This is a genomic window from Pantoea phyllosphaerae (assembly GCF_051025595.1).
Lineage (GTDB): Bacteria > Pseudomonadota > Gammaproteobacteria > Enterobacterales > Enterobacteriaceae > Pantoea.
Window position 1 is genome coordinate 660,039 of the sequence record NZ_JBPFDE010000001.1, and the last position, 17,191, is coordinate 677,229.

General features: G+C 61.7%; 16 protein-coding genes. 9 read left to right on the forward strand and 7 right to left on the reverse strand.

Features of this window, described 5'->3' with window-relative positions; translation table 11 throughout:
* The 6 genes from arnC to arnF are packed head-to-tail and all read left to right on the forward strand — an operon-like array spanning nt 1 to nt 6,248.
* On the forward strand, nt 1–987 hold the full coding sequence (gene arnC / locus ACR6A7_RS03110) for an undecaprenyl-phosphate 4-deoxy-4-formamido-L-arabinose transferase (protein WP_434123293.1): 987 nt from the start codon (nt 1–3) through the stop codon (nt 985–987).
* Nucleotides 984–2,963, forward strand: coding sequence for a bifunctional UDP-4-amino-4-deoxy-L-arabinose formyltransferase/UDP-glucuronic acid oxidase ArnA (gene arnA / locus ACR6A7_RS03115; RefSeq protein WP_434123294.1), 1,980 nt, complete (start codon nt 984–986; stop codon nt 2,961–2,963). The genes arnC and arnA overlap by 4 nt, the downstream gene beginning before the upstream one ends.
* Nucleotides 2,960–3,844: a 4-deoxy-4-formamido-L-arabinose-phosphoundecaprenol deformylase gene (arnD, locus tag ACR6A7_RS03120; protein WP_434123295.1), complete on the forward strand. Its 885-nt coding sequence runs from the start codon at nt 2,960–2,962 to the stop codon at nt 3,842–3,844. Before arnA ends, arnD begins: the two co-directional genes overlap by 4 nt.
* 33 nt (nt 3,845–3,877) lie before the next feature.
* Nucleotides 3,878–5,539, forward strand: a complete 1,662-nt coding sequence (gene arnT, locus ACR6A7_RS03125) for a lipid IV(A) 4-amino-4-deoxy-L-arabinosyltransferase (RefSeq protein ID WP_434123335.1) — start codon at nt 3,878–3,880, stop codon at nt 5,537–5,539.
* Entirely contained in the window at nt 5,536–5,868 is a 333-nt protein-coding gene (gene arnE / locus ACR6A7_RS03130; RefSeq protein WP_434123296.1) for a 4-amino-4-deoxy-L-arabinose-phosphoundecaprenol flippase subunit ArnE, read from the forward strand. Before arnT ends, arnE begins: the two co-directional genes overlap by 4 nt.
* Nucleotides 5,865–6,248 (forward strand): 4-amino-4-deoxy-L-arabinose-phosphoundecaprenol flippase subunit ArnF, encoded by a 384-nt coding sequence (arnF, locus tag ACR6A7_RS03135; RefSeq protein WP_434123297.1) that lies wholly within the window; start codon nt 5,865–5,867, stop codon nt 6,246–6,248. Before arnE ends, arnF begins: the two co-directional genes overlap by 4 nt.
* Here the strand turns inward: arnF and ACR6A7_RS03140 are convergent.
* From ACR6A7_RS03140 to ACR6A7_RS03170, 7 genes are all read right to left on the reverse strand, one after another.
* Nucleotides 6,243–7,766, reverse strand: coding sequence for a sensor domain-containing diguanylate cyclase (locus ACR6A7_RS03140; RefSeq protein WP_434123298.1), 1,524 nt, complete (start codon nt 7,764–7,766; stop codon nt 6,243–6,245). The two genes, arnF and ACR6A7_RS03140, sit on opposite strands and share 6 nt — an antisense overlap.
* Before the next feature lie 171 nt (nt 7,767–7,937).
* On the reverse strand, nt 7,938–9,434 hold the full coding sequence (locus tag ACR6A7_RS03145) for an HAL/PAL/TAL family ammonia-lyase (protein ID WP_434123300.1): 1,497 nt from the start codon (nt 9,432–9,434) through the stop codon (nt 7,938–7,940).
* Nucleotides 9,431–10,225, reverse strand: coding sequence for an ABC transporter ATP-binding protein (locus ACR6A7_RS03150; protein WP_434123301.1), 795 nt, complete (start codon nt 10,223–10,225; stop codon nt 9,431–9,433). The genes ACR6A7_RS03145 and ACR6A7_RS03150 overlap by 4 nt, the downstream gene beginning before the upstream one ends.
* Before the next feature lies 1 nt (nt 10,226).
* Nucleotides 10,227–10,955: an ABC transporter permease gene (locus tag ACR6A7_RS03155; RefSeq protein WP_033746902.1), complete on the reverse strand. Its 729-nt coding sequence runs from the start codon at nt 10,953–10,955 to the stop codon at nt 10,227–10,229.
* An 11-nt stretch (nt 10,956–10,966) separates the two neighbouring features.
* Complete coding sequence (locus tag ACR6A7_RS03160) at nt 10,967–11,686, reverse strand: ABC transporter permease (RefSeq protein ID WP_033746906.1); 720 nt, start codon at nt 11,684–11,686, stop codon at nt 10,967–10,969.
* A gap of 12 nt (nt 11,687–11,698) precedes the next feature.
* Nucleotides 11,699–12,550, reverse strand: a complete 852-nt coding sequence (locus tag ACR6A7_RS03165) for a transporter substrate-binding domain-containing protein (RefSeq protein ID WP_434123302.1) — start codon at nt 12,548–12,550, stop codon at nt 11,699–11,701.
* Between the two features lie 802 nt (nt 12,551–13,352).
* Nucleotides 13,353–14,207: an alpha/beta fold hydrolase gene (locus ACR6A7_RS03170; protein WP_434123303.1), complete on the reverse strand. Its 855-nt coding sequence runs from the start codon at nt 14,205–14,207 to the stop codon at nt 13,353–13,355.
* A gap of 81 nt (nt 14,208–14,288) precedes the next feature.
* Between ACR6A7_RS03170 and ACR6A7_RS03175 the strand changes: the two genes are divergently transcribed.
* The 3 genes from ACR6A7_RS03175 to ACR6A7_RS03185 all read left to right on the forward strand — a co-directional run bounded on the left by ACR6A7_RS03175 (nt 14,289) and on the right by ACR6A7_RS03185 (nt 17,188).
* Complete coding sequence (locus ACR6A7_RS03175; RefSeq protein ID WP_434123305.1) at nt 14,289–14,684, forward strand: VOC family protein; 396 nt, start codon at nt 14,289–14,291, stop codon at nt 14,682–14,684.
* A 51-nt stretch (nt 14,685–14,735) separates the two neighbouring features.
* The gene (locus tag ACR6A7_RS03180; protein WP_434123306.1) at nt 14,736–15,206 is read left to right on the forward strand and encodes a GNAT family N-acetyltransferase; all 471 of its coding nucleotides are present in this window, start codon (nt 14,736–14,738) and stop codon (nt 15,204–15,206) included.
* Nucleotides 15,207–15,541: 335 nt separating this feature from the next.
* Nucleotides 15,542–17,188: a ShlB/FhaC/HecB family hemolysin secretion/activation protein gene (locus tag ACR6A7_RS03185; RefSeq protein ID WP_434123307.1), complete on the forward strand. Its 1,647-nt coding sequence runs from the start codon at nt 15,542–15,544 to the stop codon at nt 17,186–17,188.
* Nucleotides 17,189–17,191 lie beyond the last annotated feature (3 nt).

The window sequence follows — 17,191 nt, forward strand, 5'->3', positions numbered from 1 at the left end:
ATGCAGCAAGAAAAAGCGATTCGCAAAGTCTCCGTGGTGATCCCGGTCTACAACGAAGAGGAGAGCCTGGCAGAGCTGGTGCGCCGCACCGACGCCGCCTGCGCCACGCTGGGGCTGGCGTATGAAATTCTGCTGGTGGACGATGGCAGCGCCGACCGCTCCGCCCAGATGATCGGCGAGGCCGCCGCTATGCCCGGCAGCCATGTGGTCGGCGTCTTGCTGAACCGCAACTACGGCCAGCATTCGGCGATTATGGCTGGCTTCAGCCATGTCTCCGGCGATCTGATCATCACCCTGGACGCCGACCTGCAAAACCCGCCGGAGGAGATCCCAAACCTGGTGCGCGCCGCGCAGCAGGGCTATGACGTAGTCGGCACCGTGCGCCAGAACCGCCAGGACAGCTGGTTTCGCCGCCGCGCCTCGCGCGCCATCAACCATTTGATCCAGCGCGTCACCGGAAAAGCGATGGGGGATTACGGCTGTATGCTGCGCGCCTATCGCCGCCATATCGTCGATGCAATGCTCAACTGCCACGAGCGCAGCACCTTTATTCCCATCCTCGCCAACACCTTCGCGCGGCGCACCATCGAACTGCCGGTGACCCACGCCGAGCGTGAATTCGGCGACTCCAAATACAGCTTTATGAAGCTGATTAACCTGATGTACGACCTGGTGACCTGCCTGACCACCACGCCGCTGCGTCTGCTGAGCATCGTCGGCAGCCTGATCGCGCTGGCCGGTTTCGCCTTCTCGCTGGTGTTGATTGTGCTGCGCCTGTTTCTCGGCGCCAGCTGGGCGGGCGACGGCGTCTTTGTGCTGTTCGCCATCCTGTTTATTTTTGTCGGCGCGCAGTTTATCGGCATGGGGCTGCTCGGCGAATACATTGGCCGTATCTACAACGATGTGCGCGCGCGGCCTCGCTACTTTATCCAGCATGTTATCTACCCCCAGCAAACAGCCTCTTCTGTACAGGAATCTGAGCAATGAAAACCATCGTCTTCGCCTACGCCGAAATGGGCTGTGCAGGCATCAGCGCGTTACTGAACGCTGGCTATGAAATCAGCGCCATCTTCACCCACGCCGACACCTCGCCGGAAAGCCACGCCTTTCCCTCCGTGGCGCGCCTGGCGGCGGAGCAGGGCATTCCGGTTTTCGCGCCGGAAGATGCCAGCCATCCGCTGTGGGTCGACCGCATCAAAGCGATGCAGCCCGACTTTATCTTCTCGTTCTACTACCGCGCGCTGCTGAGCGACAGCATCCTCCGCACCGCCCGTGTGGGCGCCTTTAACCTGCACGGCTCGCTGCTGCCGAAATATCGCGGCCGCGCGCCGCTCAACTGGGTGCTGGTCAACGGCGAAACGGAAACCGGCGTAACGCTGCACCACATGGTGAAGCGCGCCGACGCGGGGGATATCGTGGCGCAGCAGCGCGTGGCGATCGATGCGCAGGACAACGCCCTGACGCTGCACCGCAAGCTGGTCGCCTGCGCCACCGAACTGCTGGAAGGGGCGCTGCCGGCGATGAAGCGCGGCGAGATCGCCGCCCGGCCGCAGAACCACAGCGAAGCGACGGTAGTCGGCCGCCGCACGCCGGAGGACGGGCGCATCAACTGGGAATGGCCGGCGCAGCAGGTGAACAATCTGGTGCGCGCCGTTACCGATCCCTGGCCAGGCGCCTTCGCCTTTGCCGGCACGCTAAAGTTCGTGGTGTGGAAAGGGCGCGTGCACGCCGACGCGCCGCAGGCGAAACCTGGCACGGTCTTATCTGTCGAGCCCTTCCTGATCGCCTGCGGCGACGGTGCGCTGGAGGTGCTGACCGGACAGAGCGACAACGGCGTCTATATGAACGGCAGCCAGCTGGCGCAGAGCCTGGGGATGGTGCCGGGGGCGCTGCTCTATTCGAAGCCGGTTGCGGCGGTTAAGCGCCGTACCCGCGTCTTGATCCTCGGCGTCAACGGCTTTATCGGCAACCACCTGACCGAGCGCCTGCTGCAGGATGACAACTTTGAGGTCTACGGGCTCGATATCGGCTCTGACGCCATCAGCCGCTTCCTCGACCAGCCGCGCTTTCACTTTGTCGAAGGCGATATCAGCATTCACTCCGAATGGATTGAGTACCACATCAAGAAGTGCGACGTGGTGCTGCCGCTGGTGGCGATCGCCACGCCGATTGAGTATACCCGCAACCCGCTGCGGGTGTTCGAGCTCGACTTTGAAGAGAACCTGAAGATTATTCGCGACTGCGTGAAGTACAAAAAGCGCATCATCTTCCCGTCCACCTCTGAAGTCTACGGTATGTGCACCGACAGCCATTTCGACGAGGATTGCTCTAACCTGGTGGTCGGCCCGATCAACAAGCAGCGCTGGATCTACTCGGTGTCGAAACAGCTGCTGGACCGCGTCATCTGGGCCTACGGCGAAAAAGAGGGGCTGCGGTTTACCCTGTTCCGTCCGTTTAACTGGATGGGGCCGCGCCTCGACAACCTGAACGCCGCCCGTATCGGCAGCTCGCGCGCCATCACCCAGCTGATCCTTAACCTGGTGGAAGGCTCGCCGATCAAGCTGATCGACGGCGGCGCACAGAAGCGCTGCTTTACCGATATCCGCGACGGCATCGAAGCGCTGTTCCGCATTATTGAAAACAAAAACAACAACTGCGACGGCCAGATCGTCAACATCGGCAACCCCGACAACGAGGCCAGTATCAAGGAGCTGGCGGAGCATCTGCTGGCGAGCTTTGAGCGCCATCCGCTGCGCGATCGCTTCCCGCCGTTTGCCGGTTTCCGCGAAGTGGAGAGCAGCAGCTACTACGGCAAGGGCTATCAGGACGTCGAGCACCGCAAGCCCTCGATCAAGAACGCGCGCCGTCTGCTGGAGTGGACGCCGACGGTGGCGATGGACACCACCATCGACAATACGCTTGATTTCTTCCTGCGCACCGTCGAGCTGCAGGAGAAGCCATGAAGAGAGTCGGGCTGCGCGTCGACGTCGACACCTGGCGGGGCACAAAGCTGGGGGTGCCGGCGCTGCTGGAGCAGTTCAGCCTGCACCAGCTGCAGGCGAGCTTCTTTTTTAGCGTCGGGCCAGACAACATGGGACGCCACCTGTGGCGTCTGATGAAGCCGCGTTTCCTGTGGAAGATGCTGCGCTCGCGCGCGGCGTCGCTCTACGGCTGGGACATCCTGCTGGCCGGCACCGCCTGGCCAGGGCGGCATATCGGGCACGGCCTGGCGGATACCCTTCGCGCGGCGGCTGAACACCATGAAATCGGCCTGCACGCCTGGGACCACTTCGCCTGGCAAACCTGGGCGGGCGTCTGGCCGCAGGAGAAGCTGACGGAGCAGACCGCGCGCGGTAAAGCGGCGCTGGAGGCGATATTGGGTGACGTTGTCACCTGTTCCGCCGTGGCGGGCTGGCGCGCGGACACGCGCGTTATCGCCGCCAAAGAGGCGTTCGGCTTCCGCTATAACAGCGACTGCCGCGGCAGCGGGCCGTTTATCCCGCTGCTGGCCGACGGCAGCCCGGCGACTGTGCAAATCCCGGTGACTCTGCCTACCTGGGATGAGGTGGTCGGCCAGAAAGTGAGCGCGGCGCAGTTCAACGACTACATCCTCGAACAGATGCAGGCCGCCAGCGGCTCGCCGGTCTACACCATTCATGCCGAGGTCGAAGGCATCGTGGGACTGTCCGCCTTCCGCGAGCTGCTGACGCGCGCCGAACGGATGGGCATTCGCTTTTGCCCGCTCAGTGAGCTGCTGCCGGAAGATCTCACGACGCTGCCCCAGGGCAAAGTGGTCCGCGGCGAGATCGCCGGGCGCGAAGGCTGGCTGGGCTGCCAGCGTTAACTTAAAACAGGACGCTACGCTATGTGGACACCGATGCGCGCCGGAACGAAAACGGCGCTGCTGCTGGCGCTTTTCGCCCTCTACTACCTGATACCCATCGAATTTCGCAGCCTGTGGCAGCCGGATGAAACGCGCTACGCCGAGATCAGCCGCGAAATGGTGTCGGGCGGCAGCTGGGTGGTGCCGCACTTTTTCGGCCTGCGCTACTTTGAAAAACCGATCGCGGGCTACTGGGTCAACAACATCGGCCAGCTGCTGTTTGGCCATACCCTGTCTGGCGTGCGCGCGGGCGCTATTTTCAGCACCGCGCTGAGCGCGCTGCTGCTCTACTGGCTCGGCGTGCGGATGTTCGCCAGCCGCGCCGTCGCGCTCAGCGGCAGCGTGATTTTTCTTACCTCGCTGCTGGTCTACGGAGTCGGCACCTACGCAGTGCTCGATCCCATTCTGCTGCTGTGGCTGGCGGCGGCGATGTGCAGCTACTGGCTGGCGGCGCAGGCGGGCAGCACGCGACAGCGGCTGTGCGGCTATCTGCTGCTCGGCGTCGCCTGCGCCATGGGCTTTATGACCAAAGGCTTTCTGGCGCTGGCGGTGCCGGTGCTGGCGATTGCGCCCTGGGCTATCTGGCAGCGGCGCTTCGGCGAGCTGCTGCGCTGGGGAATGGTAACCGTTGCAACGGCGCTAGTGATTAGCGCGCCCTGGGCGCTGGCGATCGCGCGGCAGGAAGGGGACTTCTGGCACTACTTCTTCTGGGTGGAGCATATCCAGCGCTTCGCCGAGGCGGACGCGCAGCATAAAGCGCCGTTCTGGTACTACCTGCCAATCCTGCTGGCAGGCTGCCTTCCCTGGCTGGCGCTGCTGCCCGGTGCGCTGGCCACGGCGTGGCGTCAGCGCGAACAGCAGGCCGGTGCCGCCTACCTGCTGAGCTGGGTACTGCTGCCGCTGCTCTTTTTCAGCATCGCCAAAGGCAAGCTGCCCACCTATATTCTGCCGTGCTTCGCGCCGCTGGCGCTGCTGATGGCGCGCTACGCCCACAGCGGCGGCGCGCGGCTCGGCAAGGTGTTCCGCATCAACGGCGGGATCAATCTGCTGTTCGGCCTGATCGCCACCGCGGCGGTCGTGCTGTTTCTCGCGCCCTGGGGGCTGGCGCACCATCCGCTCTATGCGCGCGACGAGACGCTGCGCGTAGCGGCGGCGGCGGCGGCCTTTGCTGGCTGGGGCCTTGCGGGCTGGCTCAGCCTGCGGCCAGGCGACCACCGCTGGCAGAGGGCGGCGCTCTGTCCGCTGGTGCTGGCGCTGCTGGTGGGGTACGCCATTCCGCAGAAGGTGCGCGATTCGAAGCAGCCGCTGGGCTTCGTCAGCGCCGTGCGCGAGCAGCTGGCGGGCAGCCGCTATCTGCTGGTCGACAATCCGGGCGTCGCCTCAGCCATCGCCTGGACGCTGCGCCGCAGCGACATCACCCTCTACGACGCTAAAGGCGAAGTGCAGTATGGCCTGAGCTACCCCGATGCGCAGTCGCGCTACGTTGATGGCGCGGCCTTTGCCGACTGGCTGCGAGAACATCGTCGCCAGGGGCGGGTGTCGGTGGTCATGATGCTTAACGCGGGCGAGAAGACGCCTGACGCGACGATGCCGACGCCGGACGAGGTTTATCGTCAGGGGCGGCTGCTCTACTACGGCTACGAGGCCAGGCCATGAGCCTGTTGTTGATTGCGCTGGTGAGTCTGCTGAGCTGTCTGGCGCAGCTCTGCCAGAAGCAGGCGGCCACCCTCGGCGCGCGCCACGGTAAACGCCGCCTGATAGTGTGGATTGCCTTGAGCCTGCTGCTGCTGGGCGTCGCAATGCTGCTCTGGCTGTGGGTGCTGCGCCTGGTGCCGGTCAGCCAGGCCTATCCCATGCTCAGCCTCAATTTTGTGCTGGTTGCGGTCGCCGCGCGTTTCATCTGGCAAGAGACTTACACGCTGCGGCAGTGGCTCGGCACGCTGGCGATTGTGATCGGCGTGGCGCTGACAGGGAGTCATCTTTGAAAGGTCTAGGGCTTGCGCTCGGTTCAGTTTTACTGGTTACGCTGGCGGAGCTGGCGCTTCGCCTGGCGATGCGCGATTTTCCACCCGTCGCTGACTGGCTTCACATCGACTGGTCCCGCTACGCTACGCTGCTGGTGCTACTGGGCGCGGGGCTGTTCGCTTATGGGCTCTCTATGCTCTGCTGGATGCTGGCGCTGCGTCATCTGCCGCTCAACCGGCTCTACCCGCTGCTGAGCCTGAGCTATGTGCTGGTATGGCTGGCAGCGGTGCTGCTCCCGGTATTCGGCGAGCCCTTTCGCTGGAGCGGTCTGGCGGGCGTGCTGCTGATTGTGCTGGGCCTGCTGGCGATTGCCGTCCCGCCGCGTCGCAAAAAGTTATAACAGGCAGATGCCGTTCGTCCCGGCGATGCAGTTGCGTCCCGCTTTTTTCGCCACATAGAGCGCCTCGTCGGCGGCCAGCTTAAGCGAGTCAGGCGAGTCGCCCGGCGGCGCGGCGCTGATACCCGCGCTGAGGGTGACGATTTTGTCCGGCAGATCGCTCGCCGCATGGGGCAGCGCCGCGCGGCGAATCGCCCCCAGCGCCCGGTGCGCGACATTCTCCGCATCACGGGCGTGGGTGCCCGGCAGAATAATGGCGAACTCTTCGCCACCGTAGCGCGTGACCCGGTCGGTGCCGCGCAGCGGCAGGTGTTTAAGCAGCGTCGCCACCTCCTGCAGGCAGCGGTCGCCAGCGATGTGGCCATAGGCATCGTTGTAGCGTTTGAAAAAGTCCACATCAAACATAATCAGCGAGACGGGCGAGGCGACGCCCTGCAGGCTCTTCTCCAGATAAAAATCGAACTGCCGGCGGTTGCCCAGGCCGGTCAGGCCATCCAGCATCGCCAGATCGCTCAGCGTGCCGTTGAGCCGCGTCAGCTCATCCTGCGAGCGCATCAGCGCCTGCTGGCTGCGCTGGTTGGCGCGCAGCTGACGCAGCACCAGATAGCCGAACAGCAGCACCAGCAGCCAGGTGAAGATATTGACGCCGATGCCGGTGATATTACTCTTCCACCAGGCGTGCCGGATCGCCCGGGTTTCATAGCCGACCGCCACCACCAGCGGATAGCGCTCCAGCCGGGCGTAGCCAAAAAGACGCTCCTCGCCGTCCAGGTGACTCTCCCAGGTAGCGCTGCCGATGCGCGACTGGCTCAGCAAGCGGGTGAACAGCGGGCTGGAAGAGAGGCTGCGGTTGAGCATGCTGTCGGGAAAGGGGCGGGCGTAAAGCAGGACGCCGTCGGTGTTCATCAGGGCCAGAAGATCGCCTGGGCTCTGTTCATACCAGCCGTAAAACTGGCGGAAAAAAGCGACTTTAACCGAGCCGAGCGCCACGCCGCGAAAATTGCCCGCCGCGTCGTTGAGTCGCAGAGAAACCGGGATCACCAGCTCGCTGGCGCTGCGGCTGCGAATGACGTGGCCGATATGTACGCCCGGATCGGCATGGTCGCGGTGCCAGATAAAGGATTCGCGGTCGGCGTTATTCATCTGCTTAAACTGCATGTCGCGCGAGGTGGCCAGCCAGTTGCCCTCTTTGTCATAAATAAACAGCCCGGCCAGCTGCGGCAGCGGCAGCGCGAGTCCGGCGAGAATGCCGTTTCTGCCGCTGTAAGCCCCGGGATGGCTAAACACCTCATCTCCCTGGCGGGCGATCTCATCCAGCGCGATATTGACCTGTAGAAAGGTGTCCTGGGCCTGACGGGAGAGCGACAGCGACTGGTTGCGCGCCTGCACCGAGACATCCTGCAGCCGGTTCTGCCACGACTGCCAGAGCGCCCAGCTGCAGGCCGTCACGATAAAAACGCTGATAAAAAGCAGAAACAGCAGCACAAAGCGCTCTGTTTTTCTCGAGCGGGGCAATGGCAAAGTCTCTCTCCGGTAAAACAACGGGTTATCCGTAAAAGGTAGCAGTAAAAAGCGGACCTGGCGGCGGGCGGGAAGCGAGAGAGAGCTGGCGCGTCGGGAAGCGCAGCGGCAAAGCGGACCGCGCCGCGGCGGGTTGGCGCCCGCCGGGCGTAGTGAGCCCGCGACAGGGCGTTACGGCTGAGTAAAATCTGGCGTGCTTTTCAGGACCTTGACCGCCAGGTCGATATCGGGCGCCAGCCAGCGATCCTGCTGCCAGTTGGCCACCACACCCCGCAGGCGGTGCAGCGCACGCCGCGTGCCCGAGGCGAGCGCCGCGTCGCCGTGAAAATCGAGCGCCTGGGCGGCGAGCAGATACTCAATAGCCAGAATATGCCAGACATTTTCCAGCAGCTTCAGCAGCTTGAGCGCCGCGCCGGTGCCCAGGCTCAGGTGATCTTCCTGCAAGCCTGAGGTGACATAGTTATCCAGCACCGCAGGCTGCGCCAGCTGGCGGTTCTCGGCGCAGAGCGACGCCGCTACATACTGCGCGATCATCATGCCGGAGTTAACGCCCGGCTGCGCCACCAGAAAGGGCGGCAGGCCGCTCACCAGCGGATTAACCAGCCGGTCGAGCCGCCGCTCGGCGATGCTGCCGATCTCCGCCATGGCGATCGCCAGCAGATCCGCCGCCATCGCCACCGACTCGCCGTGCGGGTTGGCCTGCGACACCACGCGCCAGCTCTCCGGCGTGCCGAGCACCAGCGGGTTGTCGGTGCAGGCGTTGAGCTCGGTCTCGATCTGGCGCGCGGCGTGCGCGAATTGATCGCGGCTTGCGCCGTGCACCTGCGGCATCGAACGCAGGCTGAGCGCGTCCTGCGTGCGGACGCCGACGCTGGCCGCCAGCAGCGGACTGTCGCCCAGCAGCTGACGCAGCCGCTGGCCGCTGATCTGCATGCCGGGACTCGCCTTAAGCGCCAGCACCTCAGGGTCGAACGCCGCCAGCTGGCCGCGTAGCGCCTCGAAACTCATCGCGCCGGTGACGTCCGCCCAGTTCAGCAGGGGCGCGGCATCGTCCAGCGCCAGACAGGCGAGACCGGTCATGCAGGGCGTACCGTTCACCAGGCTCAGCCCCTCTTTGGCGCCAGGGCGCCAGGGCGCCAGGCCAGCGAGCGCGAGCGCCTGGGCGGCGGGCATGCGCTGGTTTTGATACTCCACCTCGCCGACGCCGATCAGCGCCAGACCGATATGCGCCATATGGCTCAGGTAGCCGACCGATCCCTGCGACGGCACCTGCGGCGTAATCTGATGATTCAGCAGCGCCAGCATATGCTGCACCAGTCCGGCCGATACGCCCGATTTGCCGTGGCTGTAGTTGGCGATCGCCGCGCACAGAATGGCGCGCGCCTGCTCGCGCGTCAGCCGCGGGCCGACGCCGCAGGCGTGGCTCAGCAGGGTATTGCGCGACAGCTGGCTAAGCTGCTCGTCCGCCAGCGTGATATTGCACAGCGCGCCGAGGCCGGTGTTGACGCCGTAGGCGATCTGCCCGCTGGCGACGATCTCATCGACAATGGCGCGCCCCTGGGCGATACGCTGCCAGGCGCTGGCGCTTAGACTTAACTCCGCATCGTGCCGCGCCACCGCGACCAGATCCTGCCACCGTAGCGGCCCGTCGCCCCAGACCAGGATCATGACGGTTGCCCCGTGGCGTGGTGGCTGGAGATAAACTGCTTAAAGCGCTGCGAGCCCTGCTGGCCGAACATTGCTTCGGGTTCGCCCTGACAGTCGATGGTGCCCTGATGCATAAACACCACGCGGTTGGAGACGTTGCGCGCGAAGCCCATTTCGTGCGTCACCACCAGCATGGTGCGTCCCTCTTCGGCCAGGCTGCGCATCACCTTCAGCACTTCGCCCACCAGTTCAGGATCGAGCGCTGAGGTCGGCTCGTCGAACAGCATCACCTCGGGGTCCATCGCCAGCGCGCGGGCGATCGCCACACGCTGCTGCTGACCGCCGGAGAGCTGCGCCGGATAGAAATCTTTGCGGTTGAGCAGGCCGACGCGATCCAGCAGCTGCTCCGCCTGGGCGATGCAGCTTTTTCTGTCGCGCTTCAGCACGTAGTGCGGTCCTTCGATGACGTTTTGCAGCACCGTCATGTGCGACCAGAGATTAAAGCTCTGAAACACCATGCCGAGGCGGGAGCGCAGGCGCTCGATCTGCCGGGGATTGGCCGCCAGCTGATGGCCGCGCGCATGGCGCTTCATCTCGATGGTTTCGCCGCCGACGCTGACCACGCCGGCGTCGGGCGTCTCCAGCAGGTTAATGCAGCGCAGCAGGGTGCTTTTTCCCGAGCCGCTGGCGCCGAGAATCGAAATAACATCGCCTTTGCGCGCCTGCAGCGAAATGCCTTTCAGAACTTCCATGGCGCCGAAGGATTTATGAATATCCGTGGCGGACAGGGTAACGGGGGATGTGGAATGCATATTACTCTCCGACAAGCGGTTTAACGGCGGATAACGGCTTTTTTGCCGTGCGATGCACCGGGGTCAGACGACGCTCCAGCAGCGCGTAGAGCTGGACGATAATAAAATTCAGCAGCAGGTAGATCGCCGCGGCGCAGAGAAACACCTCCATAGTGCGGTAGGTGCGCTGGATGATTTGCTGCGCCACGCCCGTCACATCCCAGACGGTGACGAGGCTGGCCAGCGCGGTGGATTTCACCAGCAGAATCGCCTCGGTGGAGTAGGCGGGCAGCGCATAGCGCAGCATCACCGGCGCGATAATGCGGCGCAGCAGCAGCCAGCGCGACATGCCGCAGGCGAGGCCGGCCTCAACCTGACCGGCGGGCACGGCGAGCAGCGCGCCGCGCAGGATCTCCGCCGTATAGGCCGCGGTACAGAGCGACAGCGCCAGCACCGCGCAAATAAAGGGCTCGCGCAGGAACGGCCAGACGATGCTGTGGCGGATCACGCCGAACTGCCCAAGCCCGTAGTAGATAAGGAAGAGCTGGATCATCAGCGGCGAGCCGCGAAACACCAGAATGTAGCCGCGCGCAAACCCGCTCAGCAGCCGCCAGCGGCTCATGCGCAGCGCCAGAATGCCGATCGCCAGCACGCCGCCGCACAGAAAGGCGCTGATAAACAGGCCGAGGGTCACCGGCAGGGCGGCGCTCAGCTTAAGAAAGGTGTCGGAGAGAAAGGCGAAATCAATCATGCTGCTGCTCCTTAATGCTGTGCCGCGGTGCGGCTCTGCCACGCGCGTCCGAGGCGCGATTCCGCCCGACGAAAAGCCTGATTAGACAGCAGCGTCAGCACCAGATAGCAGGCGCCGCCGACCAGGTAAAAGGTGAAATAATCGCGGGTGGAACCGGCCGCGACCTGGCTGGCGCGCATCAGTTCGACGATGCCGGTCACCGAGACCAGCGCCGAATCCTTCAGGCTCATCTGCCAGACGTTTGACATGCCGGGCAGGGCGTAGCGCACCACCTGCGGCAGCAGAATGCGTTGCGCGATGCGCCAGCGCGGCATGCCGATCGCCACTGCCGCCTCCACTTCGCCTTTGGCCAGCGCCAGGCGCGCCGCGCGATAGACTTCGCCCTGATAGGAGCCGGAGATGAGCCCGATCGCCAGCGCGCCGATCAGGAACGGCGGCGCCTCGATAAAGCCGTCCGCGCCGAAGAGCTGGCCTACCAGCGTAATCAATCCGGAGCCGCCGAAATAGAACAGGTAGATCACCAGCAGTTCCGGAATGCCGCGAAACACCACCGAATAGCTCTCGCCCAGCCAGCGCAGCCAGCGCTGGGGAGAGAGCTTGGCGGCCGCCACGCCGGAGCCGACCACGGCGCCAATGATTAGCGCTGCCAGCGACAGCAGCAGCGTGGTGCAGGCGGCGCTCAGGATCAGTCGGCCCCAGCCGTCCGGGCCAAAACTCAGCAGGCTCATCATCTTTTACCTCTCTTACGGGGTGACGTCGGTTTTAAACCATTTTTCGCTCAGCTTTTTCACCGTGCCGTCGGCCAGCGCGGCATGAATCGCTTCGTCGAGTTTGGTTTTAAGATCGTTGTCAGCCATGCGCACGCCCATCGCTTCGCCTTCGCCCCAGATCGGACCGCCCAGCTGCGGACCGCTAAAGCTCAGGTTGGCGTTCTCTTTGCGCGCCAGCATCGACTGGGCGAAGGTGACATCATCGAACACCGCGTCGATGCGGCCCGATTGCAGATCGAGAATGGCGTCCGCCGACGAGGTGTATTCCCGCACCTCAGTGTCGCCTTTGAAGTATTTATCGATAAAGGGGGTATAAACGGTGCCGGAGGCGATACCGATGGTTTTGCCTTTCAGCGCTGCTTTGAGCGGGGCGATCGCCGCGTTGATCGCGGCCTGGTCGTCGTGCAGTTTAATGATGTGGCTATCGGCCGGCAGCAGCGGGTTATCTTTGCTGGTAATAAAGGTGGCGGGCGTAGAGGCGTACGGCGTGGTGAAGTTGACCACTTTTTTCCGATCTGGCGTAATCACGATCGCATCCATGATCACATCATATTTGCCGGCATTGAGTCCGGCGATCATGCCGTCCCAGTTCTGCACCACCAGCTTGCACTGAACGCCCATGCGCTTGCAGAGGTCTTCCATCAGTTCTGGTTCAAAACCGCCCAGCTTGCCGCCAGGCAGCGTCAGGTTCCAGGGTTCATAGCTTCCTTCGGTCGCTATGGTAATCGATTTCCACTCTTTGGCCTGCGCGGCCGCGCCGCTCAACATCAGCGTGGCGAAAAGGGTGGTAAGGCAAAAAAGGCGAACGGGTGCGCGTTGCGTCATGCGGCTTCTCCTGGTGAGTAATCGATTCAGGCCATCTCATGGTGAAATCTGTGCAAATGACATTTCATGTATATACAAGCAAATCCGTTCTGATACCTCGTTGATTTGCCCAGTTTGTGAGCATCACTTGATAAAATTTTGTTAAATGCAGAGCAGGATTAACTTGTACATACAAGTAGCAAAAGTTGTGCCAGCAAATGGGCAGGTAAAACCGGTAAAACAGGCGCAAAAGCAGAGGCCATACCACGCTTCTGCACGAAAAAAGCGCATGGCTGCCTGAAAAAAGTGCAAAAGAGGCGCGGCGGAAGTTAATGCGAGCCGCTTATTTATTTTCATCTTAAGGTCAGCCTAATCATAGAGATGAACCTTAAGATTTCAGGCGTTGCGAGGTGCGCACTGTCGGCATTATGCCGACTTAAGCCATGCTGGCAGCAGAAAATGCTAACTTTTATTGATAGTTGAAACCTTTCCCAGCGATAGTTTTTACTGATGTATCAATATATTTCAGGATGTTTGATAGTGCATTTACGATACCACTTTCAACCAGTAACCCCGATGAGTAGCTTTTACTACCTTACCCTGGAATGCGATCCCTCAGGCTGTTTTGTTCTGCACACCAAAGCCTGCGCCCGGCTTCCCGACGTGGCGCTACGGGTGTTTATCGGCACCTTTTATCATCCGCGCGACGCGATGCTGACCGCAAAGAACAGAAAGGTGAATTCAAAACCTTGCCGTGAATGTCTGACGCATATTTGCCGTTAAAGGCGGCACTGGCAGCCGCCTGGCCAGCGTCGCCGCGCCGCTACTGAAAAAAGCGCAGCAGCGCTGCGCTCAGCTCTTCAGGCGCCTCTTCCGCCATATGATGACCGCTGTTAATCGCGTGGCCGCGCACATCCGGCGCCCAGCGCCGCCAGATGGCGAGGATATCGCCGTACAAATCTTCCAGATCATCCTGCTTCGACCATAAACATAAGGTTGGGCAGGTGATAAGACGTCCGGCCTGGCGATCCTGCGCCTCATGCTCTCTGTCTATCAACAAGCCTGCGCGATAGTCCTCAATCATCCCGTGCACGGTGGCGGGATCGTGAATGGCTTGCCGGAACGCCTGATACTCCTCATCGCCCATCGTTTTCGGCTGCGGACCGTACCACTCGTCCGGATCGGCCAGAATCGCCCGTTCAGGCTTTTCAGGTTGGGCAAAGAAAAACCAGTGATACCATTGACGCGCAAACCTCTCGTTACAGCGTTCCAGGGCTTCAATGATCGGAACAGAATCGAGAAGCGCGAGGCGAGTGATGCTGTCGGGATAATCGAGCGCGGCGCGATAGGCCGTATAACTCCCTCTGTCATGGCCGGCCAGCGCAAAGCGCGCAAAGCCAAGATGGCGCATCAGCTCAACGCAGTCTTTCGCTTTCGCTCGTTTGGCAGAGCCTGCGTGATCCGGTAAATCGGCAGGTTTTGACGAGCAGCCGAAGCCGCGCAGGTCTGGGCAGACCACGGTAAAGAACTTAGCCAGCTGCGGCGCGACTTTTGACCAGGTGACATGGGTGCGGGGATGGCCATGCAGCAGCATAAGCGGCGGACCTCTTCCGCCATAACGTACGTTGATTATCGCGTCGGAAAGCGCTATTTCTGTATGAATAAATCCTTCAAACATATTTATTTTCCTGGCAGGCGGGTTGTACAAATTATAGTCACGGTCGGCCGCGATCCATCTGGAGCATAAAGAGAGGCGGCAATGGAATTTCAGCATATGCGTATCGCCAGGCCCGTAAGCCTGCTGAGCAAAAGCGGGGAGATGTACGCCAGCGGGCTGGATCTGCAGGTCATCGGCGAATTTCGCGATCATGAGGGATTTAGCGGCTGTATGTTAGGGCGCGACGATTTGCCCTGGCATCTTGAATTTACGCAGGCTCATTTTCATCCTGTCACACCGTCTCCATCCGCCGAAGATCTGCTGGTGCTCTATGTGCCTGACCAGGCTGACTGGGCGACGCGCTGCGCGAAGATGGATCTGGCTGGCTTTGCCCGTGTGGCATCGTTCAATCCCTACTGGGACAGAAGAGGCGTGACATTCCAGGATGTCGATGGCTATCGCGTCGTGATTCAGCAGATGCGCTGGGGCGAGCGCTGATGCGCCCCTGCCGAGATAACCAACCGACAGAGAAAAGAACAAGGAAAAACGATGAGGGTGAGACGCGCGCAACCTGATGAAGCGGAACAGTGCTGGCTCGTCAGAAATTTGGCTATCCGCGACGGGTGCCGCAACAGCTATACCCCTGAGATCCTTCAGGCCTGGACGCCAGACAGGATGCCTGAAAGTTTTCGCGAGGTCATCAACGCCAATCCCTTCTTTGTGATTGACGGGCCGGACAGCTGCCCGGTGGCTACGGGCTTTCTCGACCTCTCTTCCGGCAGTGTCGAGGCAATTTTTACCTTGCCCGAACATGCTGGAAAAGGGTTAGCTGGCAAGATTATCGAGGAGATAAAAGGCGAGGCGCGCCAGCAGGGGTTTACCCGGCTAACGCTCGCCTCGACGCCTAATGCGCAAACCTTTTATGAGCGGCACGGCTTTCGCTTTGTGCAGGAAAATATCTACCATTCCAGGCTCGCCCAGGCCGGGCTGCGCTGCATCGATATGGATATCGCGCTTTAACGTTGATCGCGCGGCCAGATTAAGCAGCATTGCTTTGATGGCTGCTTTATTTAACCGTCGCGCCACGAATCATATTAAAAGAGAGGCTAACGCTAATCCTTAATATCGGGGTTTCGGCCAGGTAGTTATTTATTTACAGGGGATGCCCATCTTTAAATCCTCTGGTTTGAGTTAACTCATTATTTAACTTTTTGCCAGGGCAGACCAGGATGACATTATTTTTTTATACAGTTAACCGGAACTTTCCCATTGTTTAAGTGATATTCTGTGTCGCAGGGAAGAACAGACACAGACAATTAACTTAACTTAAGTTTTTGATAATGGCTAAAACAGGGATGTTACTGACGCTATGCGTCAGCTTATTAGCAACTCCGGCTATTGCGGCACCGTTAAATCCCGCCGACCGCGATTATATTCAAAATCAGCAGCAGCAGCGGCTGGAGCAGGATCGGCAGCAGCGCGACGCCCTGTGGCGCACGGTGTCGCCTGAGCGCCCACCCGCTGCGGCCTCGTCGCAAAGCGGCCCCTGTTTCCCGGTGCACGCCATTGATATTCGCCACGCCTCGCTGCTCTCTGCGGGCCAGCGGGAAAGGATTACCGCGCCCTATATTAATCGCTGCCTTAACTTAACGGAAATAAACGCGCTGGTGCATAGCATATCCGACTGGTATATGCAGCGCGGCTATATTACCAGCAGGGCATTTCTCACCGAACAGGATTTATCAACGGGCGAGCTGACTATTCCGGTGCTGGAAGGCAAACTGGATGACATTCGTCTTGAGGGCCAGCATCCGCGCGCCCTGACGATGGCCTTTCCCGGGCTGGAAGGCAAAATCCTTAACCTGCGCGATATTGAGCAGGGCATGGAACAAATTAACCGGGTGCGCAGTACGCCGGTGCAGATCGATATTCAGCCGTCGCCCAGAGCGGGCTATTCCGTGGTTAATCTCACCGCGAAGCCGGAATTTCCGCTGAGCGCCGCTGTGGGCTTTGACAACAGCGGGCAGAAAAGCACCGGCGTCGGCCAGCTCAGCGCCTCGCTTACCGGCAATAACCTGCTCGGGCTGGCGGACCGCTGGTTTATCAGCGGCGGCCGCAGCAGCGCCTTCAGCGACTGGCGCGACGCGCAGAACCTGCAGGCGGGCCTCAGCGTGCCGTACGGCTACGGCCTGCTCGACTACAGCTACAGCTGGAGCAGCTATCACAGCAGCTTCGTCAACAACGGCTTTACCTGGCTGAGCAACGGCGACAACGTCGCACACCGCCTGAGCGGGTCCTGGGTGCTGTTTCGCAACGGCGATATTAAAACCGGCGTGCAGCTCGGCCTGAACCACTACCGCAGCCATAACTTCCTTAACCATACGCTGCTCTCCGGCAGCAGCCGCAAAATCACCAGCCTGCAGCTGGGGCTGAACCACACGCAAAAAATGTTCGGCGGCGTGGCCACGCTGAATCCGACCTTCAGCCGCGGCATGCCCTGGTTTGATGCCGAAAGCGACGCGGGCAAAAGCAGCGAGCTGCCCAGGGCGCAGTTCCGCAAATGGAGCGTAGGCGGCAGCTTCCAGCGTCCCCTGACGACCGATCTCTGGTGGCTCAGCAGCCTCTATGGCCAGTGGTCGCCTGACAGGCTTTACGGCAGCGAGCGCCTGACGCTCGGCGGCGAAAGCTCGGTGCGCGGCTTCAAAGAGCAGTATCTCTCCGGCGACGCCGGCGGCTACCTGCGTAACGAGCTCAGCTACCGCCTGTTCACGCTGCCGGTCATGGGCGAGGTCAGCGCGCTGGCTGCGGTAGACGGCGGCTGGCTGAAAAGCGACGCGCAGAACCGGGAAGCGACCGGCACGCTGTGGGGCGGCGCGGTCGGGCTCGGCACGCGCGGCCGTGACTTCTACACCCAGTACACCCTCGGCATTCCCCTCAGCTATCCCGGCTATCTGCAGCCGGATCGCATCAGCATTTACGCCCGCGTCGGGCTGGCTTTCTAAAAG

Excerpts from the sequence above, each read along its gene's own strand:
- arnD (WP_434123295.1), top strand. The coding sequence starts at position 2,960 with ATGAAGAGAGTCGGGCTGCGCGTCGACGTCGACACCTGGCGGGGCACA.
- arnT (WP_434123335.1), top strand. The coding sequence starts at position 3,878 with ATGCGCGCCGGAACGAAAACGGCGCTGCTGCTGGCGCTTTTCGCCCTC.
- ACR6A7_RS03165 (WP_434123302.1), bottom strand. The coding sequence starts at position 12,550 with ATGACGCAACGCGCACCCGTTCGCCTTTTTTGCCTTACCACCCTTTTC.
- arnC (WP_434123293.1), top strand. The coding sequence starts at position 1 with ATGCAGCAAGAAAAAGCGATTCGCAAAGTCTCCGTGGTGATCCCGGTC.
- ACR6A7_RS03155 (WP_033746902.1), bottom strand. The coding sequence starts at position 10,955 with ATGATTGATTTCGCCTTTCTCTCCGACACCTTTCTTAAGCTGAGCGCC.
- ACR6A7_RS03160 (WP_033746906.1), bottom strand. The coding sequence starts at position 11,686 with ATGATGAGCCTGCTGAGTTTTGGCCCGGACGGCTGGGGCCGACTGATC.
- arnA (WP_434123294.1), top strand. The coding sequence starts at position 984 with ATGAAAACCATCGTCTTCGCCTACGCCGAAATGGGCTGTGCAGGCATC.
- arnE (WP_434123296.1), top strand. The coding sequence starts at position 5,536 with ATGAGCCTGTTGTTGATTGCGCTGGTGAGTCTGCTGAGCTGTCTGGCG.
- ACR6A7_RS03145 (WP_434123300.1), bottom strand. The coding sequence starts at position 9,434 with ATGATCCTGGTCTGGGGCGACGGGCCGCTACGGTGGCAGGATCTGGTC.
- ACR6A7_RS03185 (WP_434123307.1), top strand. The coding sequence starts at position 15,542 with ATGTTACTGACGCTATGCGTCAGCTTATTAGCAACTCCGGCTATTGCG.
- ACR6A7_RS03150 (WP_434123301.1), bottom strand. The coding sequence starts at position 10,225 with ATGCATTCCACATCCCCCGTTACCCTGTCCGCCACGGATATTCATAAA.
- ACR6A7_RS03180 (WP_434123306.1), top strand. The coding sequence starts at position 14,736 with ATGAGGGTGAGACGCGCGCAACCTGATGAAGCGGAACAGTGCTGGCTC.
- ACR6A7_RS03175 (WP_434123305.1), top strand. The coding sequence starts at position 14,289 with ATGGAATTTCAGCATATGCGTATCGCCAGGCCCGTAAGCCTGCTGAGC.
- ACR6A7_RS03170 (WP_434123303.1), bottom strand. The coding sequence starts at position 14,207 with ATGTTTGAAGGATTTATTCATACAGAAATAGCGCTTTCCGACGCGATA.